Here is an 18,475-nt window from a genome sequence, read left to right as displayed (position 1 = left end):
ACCCTTACGCCTAATTCACCCAGCACATCCGCGCTTCGTCCATCGCCTGTTTCTTCAGTTCACTTAGTGGCTCTCCTACGCAATTTGCCATTCGATTCACTGCGACAGTGGAGAGTGTGATTTTGCCCCCCGAGGCTGCGGCTATCCGTTTATGCAGCCGGTGAACGTCGTCCTCTACAGCCTTAGGCGTGCCTATTGAATACGCGGGGACGGCCTGCCGTCTCCACAGCGCTCCTTTGCCTTCCTCGTACTGAGCTTCCAACGTTGAAGAACACAGAAAAATAAACCGACTGCGACTGTGGATTTTCTCCCGTAATTCGCTGTAGAGCCGCTTCGACATTGGCGGAAATCCAGAGAACACAATGGTGCTGCTCGGAATGGTAACCAATCCTCCCTCCAAGGGTTTCGACAGCTCTTTCCGCAGGTTTCGAACGAAGTCCTCACGCATCTCCTGGTAGTCACCCCAACGGATACCAGCTTTGACACGTCCAACGGCGGAACGATTGGGCGCAAGCGGGTATATTCCAATATCATCGGATGTATTGCTTGAGCGCAGCGCTTCAAAAAATACTTTGTCGAGGAATGCTGGATTCAGTTTGAACTGAGCTTTGCTTCCCTTGGAATAGAACCACAGAAATCTTAGGCCCGAAGCGTGAGCGTTGAACCCTTCTCTCAAGTATGACGAGTCACCAAAATGCGCGCAGACACGTTTAGTCAGCAAATCTTGTTCAGCTGCACTGTCATAGAATGCCATCGCGGGCGCGGATGTCTCCTCCAGAGCGCCGATGATTTGATTAAGAGCCCAATCTGAATTCTGGTATCGCGAAATAGACAGCATTACGTCGTCAAGCGTTCGCTCTGGCCGCTTTGCCATCGGTGATGTCGCAGCTTCTATCCCCAGAATGCGCTTACAGTTTACTTGTGATAGGTCAGCTCCCTCGATATCTGACCCCGTTAAATCGAGGGTTTCGGCTGTGAGCCTGCCAAAATTAACGCCTGTTAGGTCACAGTTCTGGAGGTCGGTCGCAGGATCTATTCCGAACCGCTCAAGCAACACGGCGAAATCATCTTCGTCCGCCTCCAAGAGCGCAAACAATGCCTTAAGAGCTTCAGTCCTCACTTTTGATTTCACCCCTCAGTGTGGACACACACCCTATGACGACCCCCGCATCGGCTTTCTCGGTTAGGGGGTTTATCTCTCGCAGGTGCTTCAATAGCAGCAGCTTCGCAATGGCGGTCTTGTTGGGCGAGGACCTTAAGCGATCTAGGAAGGCGGGCGGCGTTTCTACGTCTACGATGCAGATGTCTTTAGGCTGAAAAGACAGACGGCCCTCTACACTTACTGGTGACGTTTTGATTTTTATTCTGCACAGTGCTTCATCGCCGGAATAGCGGGAATGCATGTACGCCTGCGCTACCGCTGAGAATCGCCAACGATTTCCCGACATTGAGACCACTGGAAGCTCACTGATATCCGAAACCTGGGTTTCTTTGGTCGTCACTTTGTTATCAAGTGCTGCTCCGGCTCCAAGCGACAATGCTCCAGTAGGTTTGACCATCCCACCACGATTGGTTGCGCCAAAAGAGGTCTTCGCCCCGACATGTGCTTCTTTATTTTTCACCTGCGTGAGTTGGACATGCGTTTTGACAGATGACGGCTTTTGATCACCCAGACGATGCGCAGCCGGATCAATCTCACAACCCGAGAAGTCGAGACTCAATGTGGCTCGGGCTAAACCTACCTCGACAGATTTCGACCAATCGTCCGAAGAGAGTAGCATCGTGCCAAACCTAACATCTGCTCCGAGAACAAAATCGTGTTCGTTTGCTCCCTGCGGCGCAAACAAGACAACTTCAAGCAAATCGGCACAGCCGTGCTGAGCAATCTGTTCCAAAGCGAACGGTTTAGGCTTCTTGACCATAAAACTCTCAGACTTACGACTCACCGCGTTAGCTTAGGACATCGCGCCGTCTGATTGCTACCCTGTAGCAGCTCGGATGGCAGCCACGACATAGCCCGGACGATCAACAGGCGCACCTTCTATTCAACGGCACGTGTGCAACTGCGGAGGATGAAGTCTGTTTTAATGCAGATAGGGCATGTCGTCTAAGGGATAACCGTCGAGGGTAGCTAACTCAAAACCAATACCCGCACTTTTAAGCTCTTCGGCTGCAGCATTGATTTCGGGTTCTAACTTTCGTCCCTCATCCATGACAGCCAGGATGGCGACATCTGGACGCAACCGCTTCGCCAACGCTACTAGATCAGTGATATCACCCCGCCTCAAAATGGACCAAGACGCCTTCACTTCGCATAGTATCGCTTTGCCGTCTAAAAGGATTAGTAAGTCAGCTTCTGCATCAGGCTTCCGAGCATCGCGGTCGAAGTAAAACCATGTCGGCTCGACGAAAAGAAACGATTGCATCGACCGACTTTGCAGAGCTGATAACGCCCAAAGCAGCGATAGAACGCTGTGATCACGCAGGCTCTCGATCAAAAATTGACTCGGTCGAAACAGCGATTTCAGATCAAGCGGCGCATCTTCCTCTTCCTTGCAAATCTTGCATTCCAGTGTTGGGGCCAGCTCCGACATGTCCAGCCAATTCCTGTGATGACAGCGTCTACAGGTCCAGTGGTGACCCTGAAACAGCAATTGGCGTCGTCGCAGCTCAATCAGAGTCTCATCGAGTGTCCTTCGTTCGATTTTTTCCCAATCGGTAGGATCATCGGGCTCATCAGTCCGTGGGTTCGCGAACCAATATGCATCCCGATGAACCTTCCACCTCGTGTGGAGCTCCTCGTAGCTCATGTAGTCAATTGGCTTCTTCAGCTCGGATGAGGCTTTAACAATCAGAGCCGCGAGGACATCGCGCTCTCTTTCATCGCGTAGGTTAAATATAGGCTGAAGCTGCAACCTATTCCTTAGCCGATTGGCTGTAGGCACCCCTTTGTTCGCTGGTAGATTGGTTGTGCCCCCAAAGGTCGCGAAGACATCGATCAAAAATGGGTGCAGCAAGAGCTTTTTTGCGCCTGCAAGCCCTCCCAACAAGCCAAGTATTCCGCTCAAGTATCTCGCTTCGTTGGATAGCTCCATTCGGCCAACTTTACTTGGCGGGTGGATGTTGCGCTGCGCTCTACTGCCGTCCGATACGAGTGCCCATTGCATCGCTGAGAAAGCATTCGGCGGCTCCAGCGTGGAAATCTTACGGTTTTCACTGACGTATGTTGAATACAAGCCTCCTTGGCTTCTCCAACCACCGGGGTGCCATCCGGTTGGTCCGGTTTGGCCACTATGGGTGTGCTCGAATGCTTTGGCCATTCGCCAGCGTGTCGGCAAAGACCAGACATTTTCTGTATATCGCCCTTCAACGCCTTCATACTCCATGCTGAAATCGACGCACCAATAGCCCTCCGCAAACCATTGCTGCGGCGGGACATCTCGCAGGTGCTCGGGCAAATTTGTCGGCGGTTTAGCTATCGGCGGGCTCCAGCTGAACTGTGTCCATTCGGATGTTTGCAGGAAAGGCTTGTCAGTGTGGGAACGGACGGCGGCCTGCTTAATGGCTTCAACTGACGGAACGATGGCATCTACACCAGCGACTGCTTCCAGCGCGACATACCCCCATGGGCTAGTCGATCGAATTGCTTTTGCGGCCTCTTCAAGTTCGGTTGCACTGGCTGATATCGATCTAATGGTAATGTTGGCATGACCATTGCCTCCAAAACGATTGCGCTGCTTAAGAATTGCGCCAATCGCGGTGAGAAACGCTGGGTCCTGTAGCGCCCGCGACGTAACTCGTAGTGCACCCAACTCGCTATCAAGCCAAGCTGGCGTCAACAGGCGTGCATTCCAGAACAAGAGCCGATCATCAAATGTATCGCCAATGACTACATTTAGAGAAGCGTTCCACCTGTGCACATAAAACTCAAGCCGGGGCGCAAATTGCGCTGACATAACTGACAACGCGCTCGCTCTCCGACCAGCAAACTCCTCATAGACAGCGGTCTCGTCAGGCAAGGTAATTAAGTCGGGCGGAATACCGCGCTGCGCATTTTCGGGGCTTACTACGCTGATCAAACTCGCAGCAACGGCTGCGTCAGCAGGAAACATTCCCCCGCCTGTGCTATAATGATAGATGCCGAAGTTATCAGTTAGAAGTTGGGAAGGTTGTTCAGTAAACCAGCTGTCAATCACCTTAATCGGCGCGCCAGTCTGAGCAGCTGGAGCATAGCGAGCCAACTTGAATACGAGTGACAGCGATGACAATGCGCTGAAGTCATACTCCGGCTTGAAGCCGAACAAATCTGTCCTCTCCACATTTCTTTCGTTGTGGAAGATATAAGCATTGGGAGCTAAACGCTCATGCAGGTCCAGCACTTTCGCTTCACTTAGTTGAACATATGAATACACGATGTCAGGACCGAATCGTTCTAGCCACGGCCAGTACGCCTCTGAGATAGCGCCGCCGACGCATGGCACGATTAAGCTGAAGCGTCCGCCCCAACGGCTGTAGCAATCGGCGAAAATACCGTCCAAGATTATGGATGAGTGCTCTCCGTCTTCGACAAGGAAAGCTACCCTCATTGGTCTTGAGCGCGTCCAGCCCGATAGTTCTTCCATTCTTCCCTACTTACTCAAGACTTCTTCAGATGTCTGAACTGGACTGGTCCCGAAAGCCAGTCTTCGACTCATCGAGAGCAAGTGTAGTTTTCCGAGCCTGAGTCATGCAAAACAGAATCGCAGGGATTCCGAAACGCGCGTTGTATCAATCCTAAATGGTCGATAAGGTTTTACACAGAACGCCCATTGGAGGCTTTGGCTGTGTCCGAACGACCAATCATCACTTACGTCCGCGTCTCGACATCTCAGCAAGGGCGCTCCGGTCTCGGCATTGAGGCTCAGCGGCAAACGCTTGCTCACTTCGCGCACTCCGAAGGCCTCACGGTCGCCCGGGAGTTCGTCGAGGTGGAGACCGGCAAAGGATCGGACGCGCTGGACCGTCGCCCGCAGCTCAAAGCCGCCCTAGCTGCCGCTAAGAAGCTCAAGTGTCACGTGGCGGTGGCAAAGTTAGACCGTTTGAGCCGTGACGTTCACTTCGTGAGCGGCCTTATGGCCCACAAGGTGCCCTTCCTGGTCGCAGAGCTTGGCCCCGACGTGGACCCTTTCGTGCTTCACCTCTACGCCGCCCTCGCGGAAAAGGAACGCGCCCTCATCTCAACACGCACCCGGCAAGCCCTTGCTGCCGCTAAGGCCCGTGGTGTCCCCTTGGGTAACCCAAAGCTCCACGTGGCCCGCAAGAGTGCCGTGGAAGCCGTCAGCAGCGAGGCAGATAGGTTTGCGGCCAACGTGATCCCTATCATCCGAGAAGCACAGAAGGCGGGAGCGGCAACGCTTAGGGACATCGCAGCAGCTCTCAACGCTCGTGGTGTCGCAACGGCTCGTGGCGGCCAATGGCACGCGAAGTCGGTGAGCAACGTACTTGAGCGGGCTTAGGGGGCTACGATGCTGACAATCACGGGCGGACTGATAGGTGGCGTAGCGGTGATCGCGGTGGCACTTGAAGCAACCGGCGTAGCCATTGTGCTTGGCGGAATTGCCTTTTGGCTGGTGTCGCACGGCAGCTAGGCCATGCCAATTTAGTTTGGGTCCCATATCGGCCCATGGGACCCTTTTTGGATCGCATCGGCGACCCGACTTCAAAAAGTTCGGAGTAAAGCCGCAGCCGCCGCCCGGGTGACAACTGCACTGTGCTTCGGGAAACCTTGGGGTGCCATCCACGAACTTTCATCCGTTCGGAATTTTGAGAAGTAGCTATCGCGCATACCGGAGCACCATAGATGCAATTTGGATCGGCACGCTCCCGAATAGTCCTACAAGTGCGAAAGCAACTGGCCACAAACAAGCCGCCAGCCCAAAGAGCCAATGCTGTTTTTCGTGTGCCTTTCGTTTCGACATGACGCCTCCTTGCAAGAAGGAGGTTTGCTGAAGAGCAGCAACGTTTCAAGCAGCGGAAATAGCCCTACTATCAGCGCTCATGCGCTATGAACGCTGGATTGCCGATAAGTGTTTGTAATTGCACCTACGCGTTTTCTGGGGATAACTCTGATACTCACTAAGCAATTGATATCAATGATGTGAGTTCAATAGCGGTCATCACGGCGTTGATAGAACTAGCTAGGGTTGCCACCCGGTCACGACTGCACTGCGCGTCGTAGCCGCCATCAACCTCTTGCTTTCTTCGGGTCAAACTCGGGAAAGCCTCTCAATTCCTTCATGGGCAGCAAGTCCTTAGGCCGCTCTGGATAGTGAAACTCGCTACCGCGCAACCAGCGACCATTGAACCGATCCCAAAATTGTATTGCGTCCATCTGCCAAGTGAACTCGTACACGCACCATGTGGCCCCATCCTGAATCTTTTCACCCGTAGCGTTGAACGGAATACTGTTCAGCTTGCACAGTGCGTCGATACCAAACCAGTGAGCACGCACGTAGTGGTCTTCAAGAGCGACATGATAAGGCCGATCCTTACGCCATCGACTATGACCACCATCTCGCGAATAGAAGCCTTGCCGCTGCATCAAGAACTCAGGCAATCGACCTATCGCTTTGGCGATCCGCCGGGCCTCGTCATCAGTTAGATGCTTATGGCTGAACCTCAGTCGGTGGGCATCCTCAATGCACTGGATCGTGGCCAAGACCACTCCGTTCGAATCCGTGACGACATAGCCTCCGTCTATTTTCTTGACTGGCCATGGCGGTGGAAAACGGCGTTTTGGCTGGCTTGACTCCATGAGCGCACAATGAGAACATTTCGAGAACACGTCAATATGGAACGCGCCCATGTCTCAACCTGCTGCCCGGCCTGAAAGCGATCCGTATGAAGATGCCTGCGCGCGAGCTATCGAGGCTTGTGGTGGAGATACACACGGCACCATCAAGGCGTTGTTGATCGCCAATGAATTTCTTGAGGCCCAGCTGACAGAACTGCGGACTGCAGTTTCGCTAGGCTACGCGCGTGGCAAGTTGCACGAGTATGTAGTGGCTTTGCCCGAAGATAGGAAAGATTGGTACGATTGAGACCCAACGGTTAGCGCAATGCGACAGACGGGGTAACGCAGATGCGGCTTGCAGTGACTTTAGCTCTAGCGATGGCATTGCCGTGTTGCGCTGTCGCACAGGACACCGCGACCTCTGCTAAGAGCGTTCGCACTCAAAAGATTACTCAGTCGCCTCTTCCTGACCCGATGATTGCAACGGACTATGATGGCCGCCTGCTGATCGACTGGGCCATGGCTGAGCAAATTGCAACGTCGCCCACAGACGCGAAGCGGGCTGCACTCGCTCGTCTTATGCTGGCAATCCGGGATGGCCAGTGGAAACCTATGCCGCCTCGGCTGTAGCCGCATGCGCGTTGGGTCCCATATCGACCCACGGGACCCTTTTTGGATCGCATCTGCGACCTGACTTCACAAAGTTCGGAGTAAAGCCGCAGCCGCCGCCCGCGTGACAACTGCACTGTGCGCTGGCGTGCTCTGGATTCCCTGCAAATCGATATGGTCCTGTGGTTTCTCAATAGGTTGCGAGCAAGTCCCACGCACCTCTAGGGGAAGCCGAAACGTTCCTGCACACGAACAAGTGCTGACGCATCAAATACTTACCGGCCAATCACCCTGACCTATAGAGGAAGCGGGGGCAACTTCGTAGCTCCCACCCTCCACAGACCATCAACCAGCAACGGAAACATGATCCCACGACTTAGTAAGACCCAGCCGCCCGACTTCAACGAGGTGCGCCGCTATCTCAGCTCCCTTGATCATCGGCTAAGCCTAGGCCGCTTCATCAAAGCCGGATGGACCCCCGCCGAACTCGCAGAGTGTGCGCGTGACATCTACCTAGCTCCAGGAAGGACCTGTCCGACCAAGGTCTCCTATCAGCTCGCTATGACCTTCGGCCCCACGAGCCCTCACGCAAAGGCTCTCCTCGCGATCCTGCGAGCCCCCGGGTTCAAGATGCCCCCATTCAACCGTCCGGCACCAAAGCGCTACGCGTGGGATGATCCTGATAACCCTGACCACACACCGGAAATCCAAAGCGACGTAGACGTCATCGCGCGCCTCTATCGTGATCGGCAATCGGATCGCCTTGAGATGCCTAGGGCAGCTCGTGATGAGCCCGTGCCAAAATGGTTATGGAGGCGTGCCTATCGCCTTCGTAATCGCTACCACTCACTAGAGGACACCTTGGACATCCAAGGCCTCCGCGAGCCCGAACCACCTGCCGAAGAGCCGTCCGTGTCGGAAGCTTTGGTAGAACCTCAGCTTGCAACGGCTGCTGATTAATCCGCCGCTCGCCCAACACCACAAACTTTCATCTGAGCACGACAGCTAACATCAATGCGAAAGCCTTGGTGAACATCAGCACGTCTGCGCTCAAATACGACAACGAACTGAATTGCCCTTAGAAACTGCTACTTTTATCTCGGACCTCGTTACGTCCAACCCTGCCTCTTCGGATGGCATGAACAACGCTGACGACCACATGCGCCTGATCAAGGCCGTCCTGAAAAATACCTTGCCGGGCCTCACTGGACCGATCACCCGCACAGGGGGCCTCATCGTCCCCTCGGGCGCTTCTGGCGCGCCTGCGTACTCCTTTGCCGACGAAGAGACCCTCGGGTTCTACCGCTCAGCCGCAGGCCTCATCTTGATTGGTGGTGGCCGTCTTGATGGCAACGGAGCAGTGCCTGTAGGATCGCTTCACACGTTCCTCTATGAGCCTTCGAAGCTTGGCAAGGGCGGCGTGATCCCCAGCGGCGGCGCTGAATATCTCGAACTCGATGGTTCGACCTACAACACGGCTGACTTCGCGCGCCTTGCCACTCACATGGGCATCGCTGGGTCTACCTTCACCCTAACCAACGTGACCGACACGGGGCGCTTCATCCGATCACGGCGAACTGGAGTTGCCGCTGGTACCAAAGAAGCGAGCTTAAATGGCGCTCATACCCACGCGGCGTCGGGAACCACGGATGCGGCGGGTTATCACGCCCACAATGTCAGCGGCTCTACCGGCTTCATGGACCGCGCAAATCCGCACTCTCATGGCTCGAACGGCAATGCAGGGTCTACGACCACAGGCGGCGGTCAGTTTCCGGCAGGCGCTAACGGCGGCGAAACCATCTTTGCTTCCGACATCAACCACGCTCACTCGGTAAGCGGTGGCACGGACGGGCAAGGCTCTCACGCCCACAATCTCATAATCTCGGTGGCACCTAACGTCGGCGCGGAAACCCGCCCCGAAGCATTAAGCGCCATCATCTGCATCAAGACTTAAGGACACATAATGACGACAACTGAGTACACCAACTTCACCGAAGCTACTGAAGCGCTCAACGCAGCGATGGCCGAGGGTGTCAACGATGTTACACTGAAGACCTACCAACGTCCCGATGATCTTGTGTGGGTCTGGGCTGTATCAGTGGTACCGACACAGGCCGACTAGCCACCAAAATCCGATGAAGATTAGAGAGAGCGGCGCTGAAGCACGTCCCTCGATGGATACCAAAGCTTCCGCAGTAAAGCGTGAGGCGGCTTGATCCGCCCTTCTCGCTCTCTCGCCCACCTTCGACTTACAACCTCACCGGACAACTCTCCAATGACCAATTTACCTTGGCTCGCATCGTGTCGGGCTGCGCTTCAACACGCCATGACCAAACATGCCCGTGTCGCCCTTCTCTTCTCGGGTGGCATCGAAAGTTGCCTCCTGCTGCACCTCGCTGAGCCTTGGCGCAACGCAGTCACCATCTACACCGTCCGCACCGGGGCCGAGTTCCCGCACATGGTGTCTTTCGTGGATCGAAAGCTAGACGGCTGGGATCACCGCGTGATCACGTCGGACCTCGGAGCTTCCTTCGGCACCTTAGGTCTTCCCGCGTCCGTGGTCCCTATCGAGCACGTCCCCGACGCTACAGCGATGATCAACATCGAAGAGCGGAGCCCTCGCATTGCACCGTGGCCCCTGTGCTGCCTGCGCAATCGCTGGCTACCTGGCTGTGAGGCCATGGTGTCCGATGGGATCACTGCCGCAATCCACGGCCAACGCGCTGGCGACTACCCAAAGAACGCCCCGGCTCCCTTGGAGTACCCCGGGCTGGACCTAGTGGCCCCGCTCTGGACTGCGACACGTGCCGAGGTGAAATCGGCTGTGACAGAACTCGGGATCGAGTTGCCCGAGCATTACGCGACCTACCCATCGTCCTTGGACTGCTCCGTGTGCCCATCGTCGCTCACGAAGCAACGGCGCGCGTGGATGGCTCAGACCTACCCTGACATCCTCACGGTTGCCGAGGGGTTGCACGCAGAGGTCAGTCAGGCTGTTATCTCAGCTCTCGACGGTGACAACACCAAGAACGGCTACGCGGCTCGCTAGGGTCGCCACAAACGCCAACAATCTTGTTAAAGATGGTGACCGATTGCGCTGCATTGGGTCGAACTGTGGCTCCACGTGTTTCACTGAGGCTCGTTACTGCCGTTGGAGGACCACGTGAACCGCTCAGCAAGAACTTCGTCACTATCCCCACAAGACCGCACGGCCTGCAGTCGGATTTTCTACATGCTGGAGGTTCTTACGGAACTCCACCCGACGATGACAGCGCTCCTCGCAAAGGTCTTTCTTCGGATAGCAATTGAAGATGGTCTTACGGGCACCGACATCGCCGCTCGGACACACGTGAACCCATCTGTCACAACCCGGCACCTAAGGGCCTTGGGGGCTCACGGGGGAGGCCTTGGTTTGGTTCAGTTTGTTCAAGGGCCACTTGGTGATCGGCGTCAAAAGCACGTGGCGCTTACACCCAAAGGGATGGAAGTGATCAGGGATATCTTTCAGGCCTTCAAGATGGGCGCTCGGGCTCGTGGGGAACGTATGGCAAGAGCCATGCAAGCCGAAAGAGCCAAAGACGGCTTGGGCGTCCCCGCGAAAACCGCTGGTCCCTTGTGAGAGGGACACAATGGGCTCGATGGCGGACACGGGAAGCCCTAGGGATTCCGCTGTGAGCTTTGGACATCGAGCGCACCCTTTGTCAGCTTGCAGGCCCAACTGAATCCACGGGGCTCCCTAGGCGACTGAGGAGGCCTTAGGAGCCTGCGGACTGACACAACAGAAGATGACACCACCCGCTTATAAACTTTAACGACCCCCAAAGCCCCTAAGAGGGCCTTAGTTGCCCTCCGGGGGTGTCAATCAACACCACCATAAATGCCCCTCCCAGCCCCCTAAAGAACATCAATAGGTGGACACAGAGAGGGTCATTCTACACCTGCCTTTTGGCACCACCATTTTCAGAGCGCCTAATGCATCTCTATGCATCATTGCGACGTTCTGACCTTCCAAGGATAACGCTTAATGCAGCGTACCATCGGCCTGCACAATCTTGTGCTTGTGCCGCCGCCAGAATTTTCCCGTCAGATGACTACTCACTGGTCGGGTAAATTGAACATGCCTATACCGCCTACCTTGCCCCCTGTTTGGATTGCCATGGCTGAACATTTCAGCCGATCCGCAATAACTAATGCGTTCGGTGTATCTACCTCAACGTCCGTGGTGCTCCCATTGCCTACAGGTTCCGGGAAGACCCAAGGAACATGTGTCTACGCTTCCATGCAGGCAGAATTAAACGCAGAGGCTAACGGGCTGCCTGTTGGAATTATCATTGTAACTCGTCTTATTGAGGATGCTGACGCCATTGTCGCCGAAGTAAATGGACTAGCAGGCCGCGAGGTTGCTGTGTCCGACCACAGTAAGGCTCGGGCCACACCGGCTAACCTCTTCAACGCTGACATACTTGTGGTCACCCATACGGCCTTCAAAGACGCCGCAGAGAGCTTTGGTGTTGAAGACACCAGCAGATGGGATCGAATATCGCAATGGCGAGGTGGCGAGCGTCTTTTGATCATTATTGATGAGGCCCTTGCGAACGTGGTGCAAAGCCACAAGGTCACAACTCAGAACTTATCCAGCGTGCTTCGTGGCATTCCGCAAGAACTGCGACAGCAATTTCCGAACGCCTTAAGGTGCCTAGAAATTCTTGAGCGGTGGCTTAGAGACCGTGAGGCCACATCAGAGGCCCATACGGCACAAGAGCTGTGGCGTGATGGTTCGACCCCGGAAACCTTAGTAGAGGTCCGACAACTTAGGCAGGCAATGCAAGGGGCTCTCGCCGATCCGCTCTTTGCAGATGAGGCTCCGTGTCTAGTAGACGACATACTACAGGACGTCGAAAGAATGTGCGCCGCTCATGCTTACTATCTCCGCAGTGGCAATCAGGCGTCAATCAACGGCGGGAGCTACCTGATCCCCCCTAGCCTCCCGGGCGCAGTGATCCTAGACGCCACTGCGAACCACGACGTCCTCTATCAGCTGCTGGGTGACCGCGTGTACATCGCGCCTATGCCCGATGGGGTGCGCGATTACAGCAACGTGACGCTCCACGTCTGTCGAACGGCGAGTGGGCTGGGTAAGCACGTAATGGACGAAACGAAGCACCTCAGGCTTCCCCGGCTGGCAGCTCACCTTTCCGAGCAGCTAGATTCTGATCGTTCGGTGTTCCTCTGCTGTCACAAGCACTCAGCGGCGCTTGCGGAAACCTTCGCATCTGACAGGCTCAAACTTCAGGTCGGAAATTGGGGCGCAGTGGACGGCAAGAACAATTGGAAGGACTGCGACGTCGCTGTGATCTGGGGGCTCCCTTACATGGACCAACGTCGTGCGATTAACAGCGTGTTCGCCACTTTGGGACCTCTAGGTACCGATTGGCTGCGCGACAACACAAACAAACAGCAACCTAATCTCGTAAACATCATTATGCAGCGTCATCTTTCGACGTCAGTTATTCAGGCGATCAACCGGATTGGCTGTCGCAGGGTGATAGATCAGCTCGGGCGCTGCCCTCCGTGCGATGTGTTCATTGCTCTTCCGAAGGGGTGGCAAGGCGAAGCAATTCTCAATGACATCAAGCTGGCAATGCCGAGTATCCGGGTCGCGCCTTGGGACTATGAGCCGGATGGCCCGAAGGTATATGCACCACGAAGCAACTCAGCCAATGCAGCGCTCCTAACGCTGATGAAGCAACGAGAGCCCGGCCTCACGCCTTTTCCATTCATCAAAAGGGCGCTGTCACTAGGCGATAGGAAAATCCAGCGTATTCGGGAGCAGCTAAACGATGCGACAAGCCATCTTCACCGTGCGCTATCGGAAATCGGCGTTAGCTATTCGCACACCGGAAAAGGAAGGGGCTCGAAAACTTACCTTTTGAAGGTCGCCTAACAAGCGAAAGCCGCACCAAGGGTTTCCAAATGGAGCCTCTGGTGCGGCCTTTTTTCTAGTAGAGCTTCCACAGAATGCCCGCCGTAAAAACGCCAAGCATGAAAACGTAGAACTTCAAACTATCGATCTTCTTGGAAAGCTCGCGATACATCGCCTGTTCGTTTGGCGTCAGACTTTCCCATTCCATCTTCGTCGGCCTCCCTTTCTCGCTGATCATGCCTCCGCGAGTATATCGCTCATCAGGTACTCCAGATTACAGCCAAGCTTTTGAGCCTGCCTTTCCACCCACGTCCCAGCGACAACGCCCAATGCCTGCACGCGCTCTCCTACCGTCATCATGCGCCATGAGAATGCACATAAGGCCGTTCCTGGCCCTGCCGAGAGCGCTTCAATTCTCTCTGCCAAACGCACGATGGCTTCCCCAGCGTCCATGATGCCCCATGCTGCCTTCACGCCGATACGTCCCAACACGTAGTTCATCCCTCACCCCTTGTGATGTGATGCAGACCCTCAGGGTCGATTGACATTGTTTTACGCAACGCAACGCTTACTGAAATCAACAGGCGGACAGAGAGGCGCTCAGCGCTTCTTGCGGTCCGAAGCAACGAACGGGCGCACCTTGGCAAGGTCGAGGCCCGGATACGAAATGCGCTTGATGGCTGCGGCTAATCGCTTTGCACCGAACCGTGAAAGCATTGAGCTTGCACCGTATCCGCCGCTCACTGAGGAATCGTTTGCGTGCCCGATAAGAGCTTCGCGAACCTCGTGGTCAGCCTCACCGCGCCGCAGCGCGTCCTTTACGGTATGCCGAAAGCTGTGAAAGACCTTTGCCTGATCGGTAACGCCCGCAGCTCTGAGGTAGCGCCCGAACCATTTTGACCATGCAGGCACTCCCGCGCTACCTCGGTCGGGTGCCAACAAGGGAAACAGCCAAGCCTTGTTGCCATCGGCGCTCCGCCTCGATGCCACGTAGGTCAAAAAGCCAAGCCGGATAATCTCAGGATGCAGAGGCACGACGCGCTCGGAGGAATCCGTTTTCACGCGTTTCCCGCGCGCTCTCTCAGTCACAAAATACAACAGCTGTATTCCGGTCGCCGCATCAACCCTTACGTTCGCTACAGTGAGCCCACCCAACTCAGCTTGCCGTGCGCCTGAAAAGAGAGCGAGCAACGGCAACCAGAAACTGGCTTCCTCTCGTCCCCCTAAAGGGTAATCGTGATCCGTGAACACAGACGTATCAAACAGCATCTGTAGCTCTGCGATGTCGAAGGACGTACGCTCTGAGCGGTCTTCCGGTAATCGCATTTTACTAAATGGGTCTGTCCACTGTGCATCATCGGACACGAGACCGTTATCGTTCGCCCAAACACAAACGGATTGGACAGCGCCTAATTGCTTATTGATGGTGGCTGCAGTGATTTTTGGTTCGTCGGGATGTTCACGCCCCCACTCAGCCTGAACAGGTAGAGGGGCCAACAGTAACGCACCTTTACGCAGCTTTGGGACATCCTGCAGAGCCTTTCTGTAGTTCAGCGCGTGCTTCTTGCGAATGGCGACCACGGGCAGATTGCCGTTAAGCTGAACGAACATCTCAACGCTGCGAGTGAACTCTGAGACGGTCCTCGTAGGCCGAGGGCGATGACGCTTCCATCCGTCTAGTGCTTGCCTAAGGGTGTCACTCTCAGCAAGTTCGGAGCGGTCTACGTGAGGCACCTGTGGCGTCACAACGGTGATGCCCTCGTCACGCTTTCCAATGGCATCCAGAGCCCTCAGGTACGCACTCAGGCACGCTGTTGCGAGCTTGGTATACGCCGCGCTATTTTCTTGAAGACGAATGCCGAAGGCCTGCAAAGCGTCGTCGATTTGTTCTTGCACAGCAGAGGTGTCGCCAACAGCCGCTGCCGCCCGCATGGCACGTTGCGTATCGATCAGTTCGTCATGGCTTTCGCGAAGGACCTGTAGCGGGATGCCCCGGCGCGGCCAGTCCTCGTAGGGGATCGCCCAAGGTTCACGTGGAACACCTTCTTCCCTGAGGTTCTGTTCGGCCTCCAAACGCTCCATTTCGTCTCGCCCGCCGAACCGGATGCGCTCATCCCACGCGAGCGCCTTGGAGTATACGTACTCCGACATCCGCGCGATTTCGGTGTCGTTCAGGTTGGTGCGTGCGACTACCGGCGCACTGTTCTCCGCAATCAAGGCCTGTGCTTTAGCGATGATCCTGTCGAACTCTGCGAGCACCGGCTTGGCACGTATGTTGGCCTCACGGGCATCCTTGGTGCCTAGTGATTTCTTGAGATGCTTCTGGGCTGCTTTGCCGTTCTCCAGCACACGCGCAACGGCGGCTTGGAGTCCTTTCGGCTTTTCGGGGACGGTCTTCCGCGCACAAAACGTGCCGTGCCTGTCTCGAATGACGCCCATCAATATTCGCACAACTGACCCACCGCTTGTGACCACCACGCGGCAGTAAGCGTTTGTATCTGCGCTACTTATTGATCTTCAAGCGTTTTCAGGTTGATTGGCGCGCCCGAAAGGATTCGAACCTCTGACCCCGTGATTCGTAGTCACGTGCTCTATCCAGCTGAGCTACGGGCGCGTGCCGCGATGTGGGGCTAAAGCCGCCAGCACCGGATGCGTTTCGGAAACGATGTTTGCGAAAGCGGGCCATAGCTACCGGGTCGGACCCGGCTTGGCAAGCGCCCTGAGCCGCTTATTTCACTCCCGTGACATACCCGGAAAAGACGGCTCAGGCCCGCGCACGTTCGTTGCGGATGCTGTGCAGTTCCACCGGCCGGTCCGGAAGGCTGATCCGGAAGGTGGCGCCCAAAGTGCCTTCCACAAGGTGAATATCGCCGTCATGGGCGCGGACCAGTTCGGCCGCGATCGCGAGGCCCAGCCCGCTACCGCCGGGGCGGGACGAGCCCTGAAATGCTTCAAACAGGTGGTCGCGCGCCCGCTGCGGGACGCCAGGGCCGGTGTCGGACACTTCGAGAATGGTGACAGCGCCTTCGCGGCGGCCGGTGATGCGGATCTGCTGCGGGGCGACGTCGCTCTGCGGCTGCCCCTCCAGTGCCTGGGCCGCATTGCGGACCAGATTGAGCAAAATGCGAAACAACTGGTCGGGATCGGCATCAATCATCAGCCCTCGCTCGATGGCGTTGACCCAACCGATCGACGCGTCGGTCGCAAGCCCGGCCGATTCGCGGACTTCGTTGACCACCGGCTCGACGAGAATCATCTTGCGATCGGGGGCAGCTTCCTGCGCGCGGCCATAAGAGAGCGTCGACTGGCAGAAGGCGATGGCGCGCTCCAGCGAGCGCATCAGCTTTGGCGCAAAGCGCTGCACGCGCGGATCGGGCACGCTGGCGAGCTGATCCGACAGCAATTGCGACGACGCAAGCAGGTTGCGCAGGTCATGATTGATCTTCGAGACCGCAAGGCCGAGCGCAGCAAGACGACTCTTCTGATGCAGCATCGAAACAAGATCGCGCTGCATGTCGGACAATTCGCGCTCCGCCACTCCGATTTCGTCGGCGCGCTGGCTCGGCACGATGATCCGCGCCGAGCTCTCGGGGTTTTCATGGAAAGCGACGAGATTGGCCGTCAAATTCCGCATCGGCCGCACGAACAGATAATGCAGCGCCAGATAGACCAGCCCCGCTGAGAGAATCGCCAATCCCAGCGACACCCACAACAGATTGCTGGAAAAACGATACATCGCCTGCCGCAGCGGCAATTCATCGACCACCACTTCAATGAATTGCGCCCCGCCGGGCGCCGGCCCGATGATGCGCATCGTCTGATCGCCGGTTTCCAGCATGACTTCGAACGCATCGACGATCGCCGACCACACCGTCATCGACCGCATGTCGATGTCATGATCGATCTGCGACGGAAGATCCGCACTGGCAAGCAGACGGCGCTGCTGGCCCATCTTGATGGCCACCGCACGGGCGCCGATGCTGCTCAGGATTTGTCGCGACAGCGATTCCGGGACCATGCCGAGCGGCGCGGCGTCCAGCACCAGCGCTGCCGTATTGGCCGCGGCCAGCCTGTCGTTCAGCCGGTTGATCCGGAAATTAGCGATCGAGGGCACATAAATGAGAATTTCGGCAATCAGCACCAGCGGAATGGTGAGCAGCAACAGCTTGCCCGACAGCCCCAGCCGTCGCATGGGGCCGAGCCTGAACGCGGGCTCGATGGGCTTTTCGCCGGCCGAAGACACAATATTGGCCTCTGATCTCACGGTCTGACGCTGAACTATCGAGAGATACGGGTCCAACGACGATTTGTTACGATGATGTTTGCGACCAATTCTTAAATTTGTCCGCTGAGCGAACACGCTTAAGCCATAGAGCAATTTCACAACCGCCAACAACCTGAAAACACCGAACAAATGGGATTAATCCCGCGGTTCCAGGAGTTTGACGGACCGGAACACCGCTACAGGGCAACATTGACGAAAACAGGACGCTCCCGTATAAGCCCGCCAACTGTCCGCGATGGCCCGGTTTTAGATCGGGTGCGGCTCGTCTTTGGGCCGGAAATGGCTCGTTGAGCCAACATCTTAGGACTTACCTCAAATTACTCGGCGAATTGCCCGGTCAGCGGAGAACGACCCGTGAAGCGGACTTATCAACCCTCGAAATTGGTGCGCAAGCGCCGTCACGGCTTCCGCGCTCGCTTGGCGACAGTTGGCGGCCGCAAGGTTCTGGCTGCGCGCCGCGCACGTGGCCGCAAGCGCCTCAGCGCCTGATCGGATCTCTCCCGAGAGTTCATCATGAACCGGTTACGGCAGCGGGCGGACTTTCTCGCCGCTGCCAATGGGCCGCGGGTGAACAGCCCTGCCTTTGTGATGCAGACCCGGCGACGTGACGACGACGGCCCGATCCGGGTCGGCTTTACCGTGACCAAAAAGAACGGAACCGCCACCGAGCGGAACCGGATCCGGCGCAGGCTTCGCGAACTGGTGAAGCGCGTCGATGTCTTATCCATGCGACCCCACAGCGATTATGTGCTAGTCGGCCGTCGTGTCGCGCTCCAACGCGACTTCACGACCATGCTCGACGACCTCCGCTCGGCGCTGCACCGCCTCGATCGGCAATCCGCTAAGATGCAATCTTCTAAAACTGACGTGACCTGACGCTTCCAGC

The 18,475-nt window shown here is 56.3% G+C and carries 17 protein-coding genes and 1 tRNA gene; 9 read left to right on the top strand and 9 right to left on the bottom strand.

Annotation, left to right across the window (positions count from 1 at the left end):
- Positions 1–10 precede the first annotated feature (10 nt).
- The 3 genes from A4A58_RS13500 to A4A58_RS13490 all read right to left on the bottom strand — a co-directional run bounded on the left by A4A58_RS13500 (position 11) and on the right by A4A58_RS13490 (position 4,538).
- The gene (locus tag A4A58_RS13500; RefSeq protein WP_068732830.1) at positions 11–1,120 is read right to left on the bottom strand and encodes a pentapeptide repeat-containing protein; all 1,110 of its coding nucleotides are present in this window, start codon (positions 1,118–1,120) and stop codon (positions 11–13) included.
- On the bottom strand, positions 1,110–1,922 hold the full coding sequence (locus tag A4A58_RS13495) for a hypothetical protein (RefSeq protein ID WP_068732828.1): 813 nt from the start codon (positions 1,920–1,922) through the stop codon (positions 1,110–1,112). Before A4A58_RS13495 ends, A4A58_RS13500 begins: the two co-directional genes overlap by 11 nt.
- 162 nt (positions 1,923–2,084) lie before the next feature.
- Complete coding sequence (locus tag A4A58_RS13490) at positions 2,085–4,538, bottom strand: hypothetical protein (protein ID WP_139069852.1); 2,454 nt, start codon at positions 4,536–4,538, stop codon at positions 2,085–2,087.
- A gap of 279 nt (positions 4,539–4,817) precedes the next feature.
- Between A4A58_RS13490 and A4A58_RS13485 the strand changes: the two genes are divergently transcribed.
- Both A4A58_RS13485 and A4A58_RS31655 read left to right on the top strand, forming a co-directional pair.
- Positions 4,818–5,495, top strand: a complete 678-nt coding sequence (locus A4A58_RS13485) for a recombinase family protein (protein ID WP_433993625.1) — start codon at positions 4,818–4,820, stop codon at positions 5,493–5,495.
- Between the two features lie 9 nt (positions 5,496–5,504).
- The gene (locus A4A58_RS31655) at positions 5,505–5,627 is read left to right on the top strand and encodes a hypothetical protein (RefSeq protein WP_283804896.1); all 123 of its coding nucleotides are present in this window, start codon (positions 5,505–5,507) and stop codon (positions 5,625–5,627) included.
- Positions 5,628–6,223: 596 nt separating this feature from the next.
- Here A4A58_RS31655 and A4A58_RS13480 read toward each other — a convergent pair.
- Positions 6,224–6,703 carry a hypothetical protein gene (locus tag A4A58_RS13480; RefSeq protein WP_244499778.1) on the bottom strand — a complete coding sequence of 160 codons (480 nt, stop codon included), beginning with the start codon at positions 6,701–6,703 and terminating at the stop codon, positions 6,224–6,226.
- Positions 6,704–6,842: 139 nt separating this feature from the next.
- On the opposite strand from A4A58_RS13480, the gene A4A58_RS13475 reads away from it, so the two are divergent.
- The 5 genes from A4A58_RS13475 to A4A58_RS13450 all read left to right on the top strand — a co-directional run bounded on the left by A4A58_RS13475 (position 6,843) and on the right by A4A58_RS13450 (position 13,325).
- Positions 6,843–7,079 (top strand): hypothetical protein, encoded by a 237-nt coding sequence (locus tag A4A58_RS13475; protein ID WP_068732822.1) that lies wholly within the window; start codon positions 6,843–6,845, stop codon positions 7,077–7,079.
- Between the two features lie 1,461 nt (positions 7,080–8,540).
- Positions 8,541–9,335, top strand: coding sequence for a hypothetical protein (locus A4A58_RS13465; RefSeq protein WP_139069851.1), 795 nt, complete (start codon positions 8,541–8,543; stop codon positions 9,333–9,335).
- 9 nt (positions 9,336–9,344) lie between these two features.
- Entirely contained in the window at positions 9,345–9,503 is a 159-nt protein-coding gene (locus A4A58_RS30790) for a hypothetical protein (protein WP_158005677.1), read from the top strand.
- Positions 9,504–9,707: 204 nt separating this feature from the next.
- On the top strand, positions 9,708–10,430 hold the full coding sequence (locus A4A58_RS13460) for a phosphoadenosine phosphosulfate reductase family protein (protein ID WP_068732816.1): 723 nt from the start codon (positions 9,708–9,710) through the stop codon (positions 10,428–10,430).
- A gap of 975 nt (positions 10,431–11,405) precedes the next feature.
- Positions 11,406–13,325, top strand: a complete 1,920-nt coding sequence (locus A4A58_RS13450) for a hypothetical protein (protein ID WP_139069849.1) — start codon at positions 11,406–11,408, stop codon at positions 13,323–13,325.
- A gap of 55 nt (positions 13,326–13,380) precedes the next feature.
- Here the strand turns inward: A4A58_RS13450 and A4A58_RS31650 are convergent, their stop codons facing one another.
- The 5 genes from A4A58_RS31650 to A4A58_RS13430 form a co-directional block, all read right to left on the bottom strand.
- Positions 13,381–13,512, bottom strand: a complete 132-nt coding sequence (locus tag A4A58_RS31650; RefSeq protein WP_283804895.1) for a hypothetical protein — start codon at positions 13,510–13,512, stop codon at positions 13,381–13,383.
- Between the two features lie 26 nt (positions 13,513–13,538).
- Positions 13,539–13,805 (bottom strand): hypothetical protein, encoded by a 267-nt coding sequence (locus tag A4A58_RS13445; protein ID WP_068732807.1) that lies wholly within the window; start codon positions 13,803–13,805, stop codon positions 13,539–13,541.
- Between the two features lie 99 nt (positions 13,806–13,904).
- Complete coding sequence (locus A4A58_RS13440; RefSeq protein ID WP_068732805.1) at positions 13,905–15,743, bottom strand: site-specific integrase; 1,839 nt, start codon at positions 15,741–15,743, stop codon at positions 13,905–13,907.
- A 98-nt stretch (positions 15,744–15,841) separates the two neighbouring features.
- Positions 15,842–15,918: transfer RNA gene (locus tag A4A58_RS13435), tRNA-Arg, on the bottom strand.
- Positions 15,919–16,068: 150 nt separating this feature from the next.
- Positions 16,069–17,496 carry an ATP-binding protein gene (locus A4A58_RS13430; protein WP_086937061.1) on the bottom strand — a complete coding sequence of 476 codons (1,428 nt, stop codon included), beginning with the start codon at positions 17,494–17,496 and terminating at the stop codon, positions 16,069–16,071.
- 447 nt (positions 17,497–17,943) lie between these two features.
- Here A4A58_RS13430 and rpmH point away from each other — a divergent pair, with 447 nt between their 5' ends.
- Positions 17,944–18,078, top strand: coding sequence for a 50S ribosomal protein L34 (gene rpmH, locus A4A58_RS13425; RefSeq protein WP_011471298.1), 135 nt, complete (start codon positions 17,944–17,946; stop codon positions 18,076–18,078).
- Between the two features lie 24 nt (positions 18,079–18,102).
- Complete coding sequence (gene rnpA / locus A4A58_RS13420; protein ID WP_068732801.1) at positions 18,103–18,465, top strand: ribonuclease P protein component; 363 nt, start codon at positions 18,103–18,105, stop codon at positions 18,463–18,465.
- Positions 18,466–18,475: the final 10 nt, after the last annotated feature.

The organism is Tardiphaga robiniae, from assembly GCF_001618955.1.
In the GTDB taxonomy this organism is placed as follows: Bacteria; Pseudomonadota; Alphaproteobacteria; order Rhizobiales; family Xanthobacteraceae; genus Tardiphaga; species Tardiphaga robiniae_A.
Note: the sequence above shows the minus strand (reverse complement) of the source record. Positions and strands in the feature narration are given on the sequence as shown.

What these genes read in the sequence shown, in the direction of transcription:
- A4A58_RS13495 (WP_068732828.1), bottom strand. Translation starts at nt 1,922, where the DNA reads ATGGTCAAGAAGCCTAAACCGTTCGCTTTGGAACAGATTGCTCAGCAC.
- A4A58_RS31655 (WP_283804896.1), top strand. Translation starts at nt 5,505, where the DNA reads ATGCTGACAATCACGGGCGGACTGATAGGTGGCGTAGCGGTGATCGCG.
- A4A58_RS13475 (WP_068732822.1), top strand. Translation starts at nt 6,843, where the DNA reads ATGTCTCAACCTGCTGCCCGGCCTGAAAGCGATCCGTATGAAGATGCC.
- A4A58_RS13465 (WP_139069851.1), top strand. Translation starts at nt 8,541, where the DNA reads ATGCGCCTGATCAAGGCCGTCCTGAAAAATACCTTGCCGGGCCTCACT.
- A4A58_RS30790 (WP_158005677.1), top strand. Translation starts at nt 9,345, where the DNA reads ATGACGACAACTGAGTACACCAACTTCACCGAAGCTACTGAAGCGCTC.
- A4A58_RS13460 (WP_068732816.1), top strand. Translation starts at nt 9,708, where the DNA reads ATGACCAAACATGCCCGTGTCGCCCTTCTCTTCTCGGGTGGCATCGAA.
- A4A58_RS13450 (WP_139069849.1), top strand. Translation starts at nt 11,406, where the DNA reads ATGCAGCGTACCATCGGCCTGCACAATCTTGTGCTTGTGCCGCCGCCA.
- A4A58_RS31650 (WP_283804895.1), bottom strand. Translation starts at nt 13,512, where the DNA reads ATGGAATGGGAAAGTCTGACGCCAAACGAACAGGCGATGTATCGCGAG.
- A4A58_RS13445 (WP_068732807.1), bottom strand. Translation starts at nt 13,805, where the DNA reads ATGAACTACGTGTTGGGACGTATCGGCGTGAAGGCAGCATGGGGCATC.
- A4A58_RS13440 (WP_068732805.1), bottom strand. Translation starts at nt 15,743, where the DNA reads ATGGGCGTCATTCGAGACAGGCACGGCACGTTTTGTGCGCGGAAGACC.
- A4A58_RS13430 (WP_086937061.1), bottom strand. Translation starts at nt 17,496, where the DNA reads ATGCGACGGCTGGGGCTGTCGGGCAAGCTGTTGCTGCTCACCATTCCG.
- rnpA (WP_068732801.1), top strand. Translation starts at nt 18,103, where the DNA reads ATGAACCGGTTACGGCAGCGGGCGGACTTTCTCGCCGCTGCCAATGGG.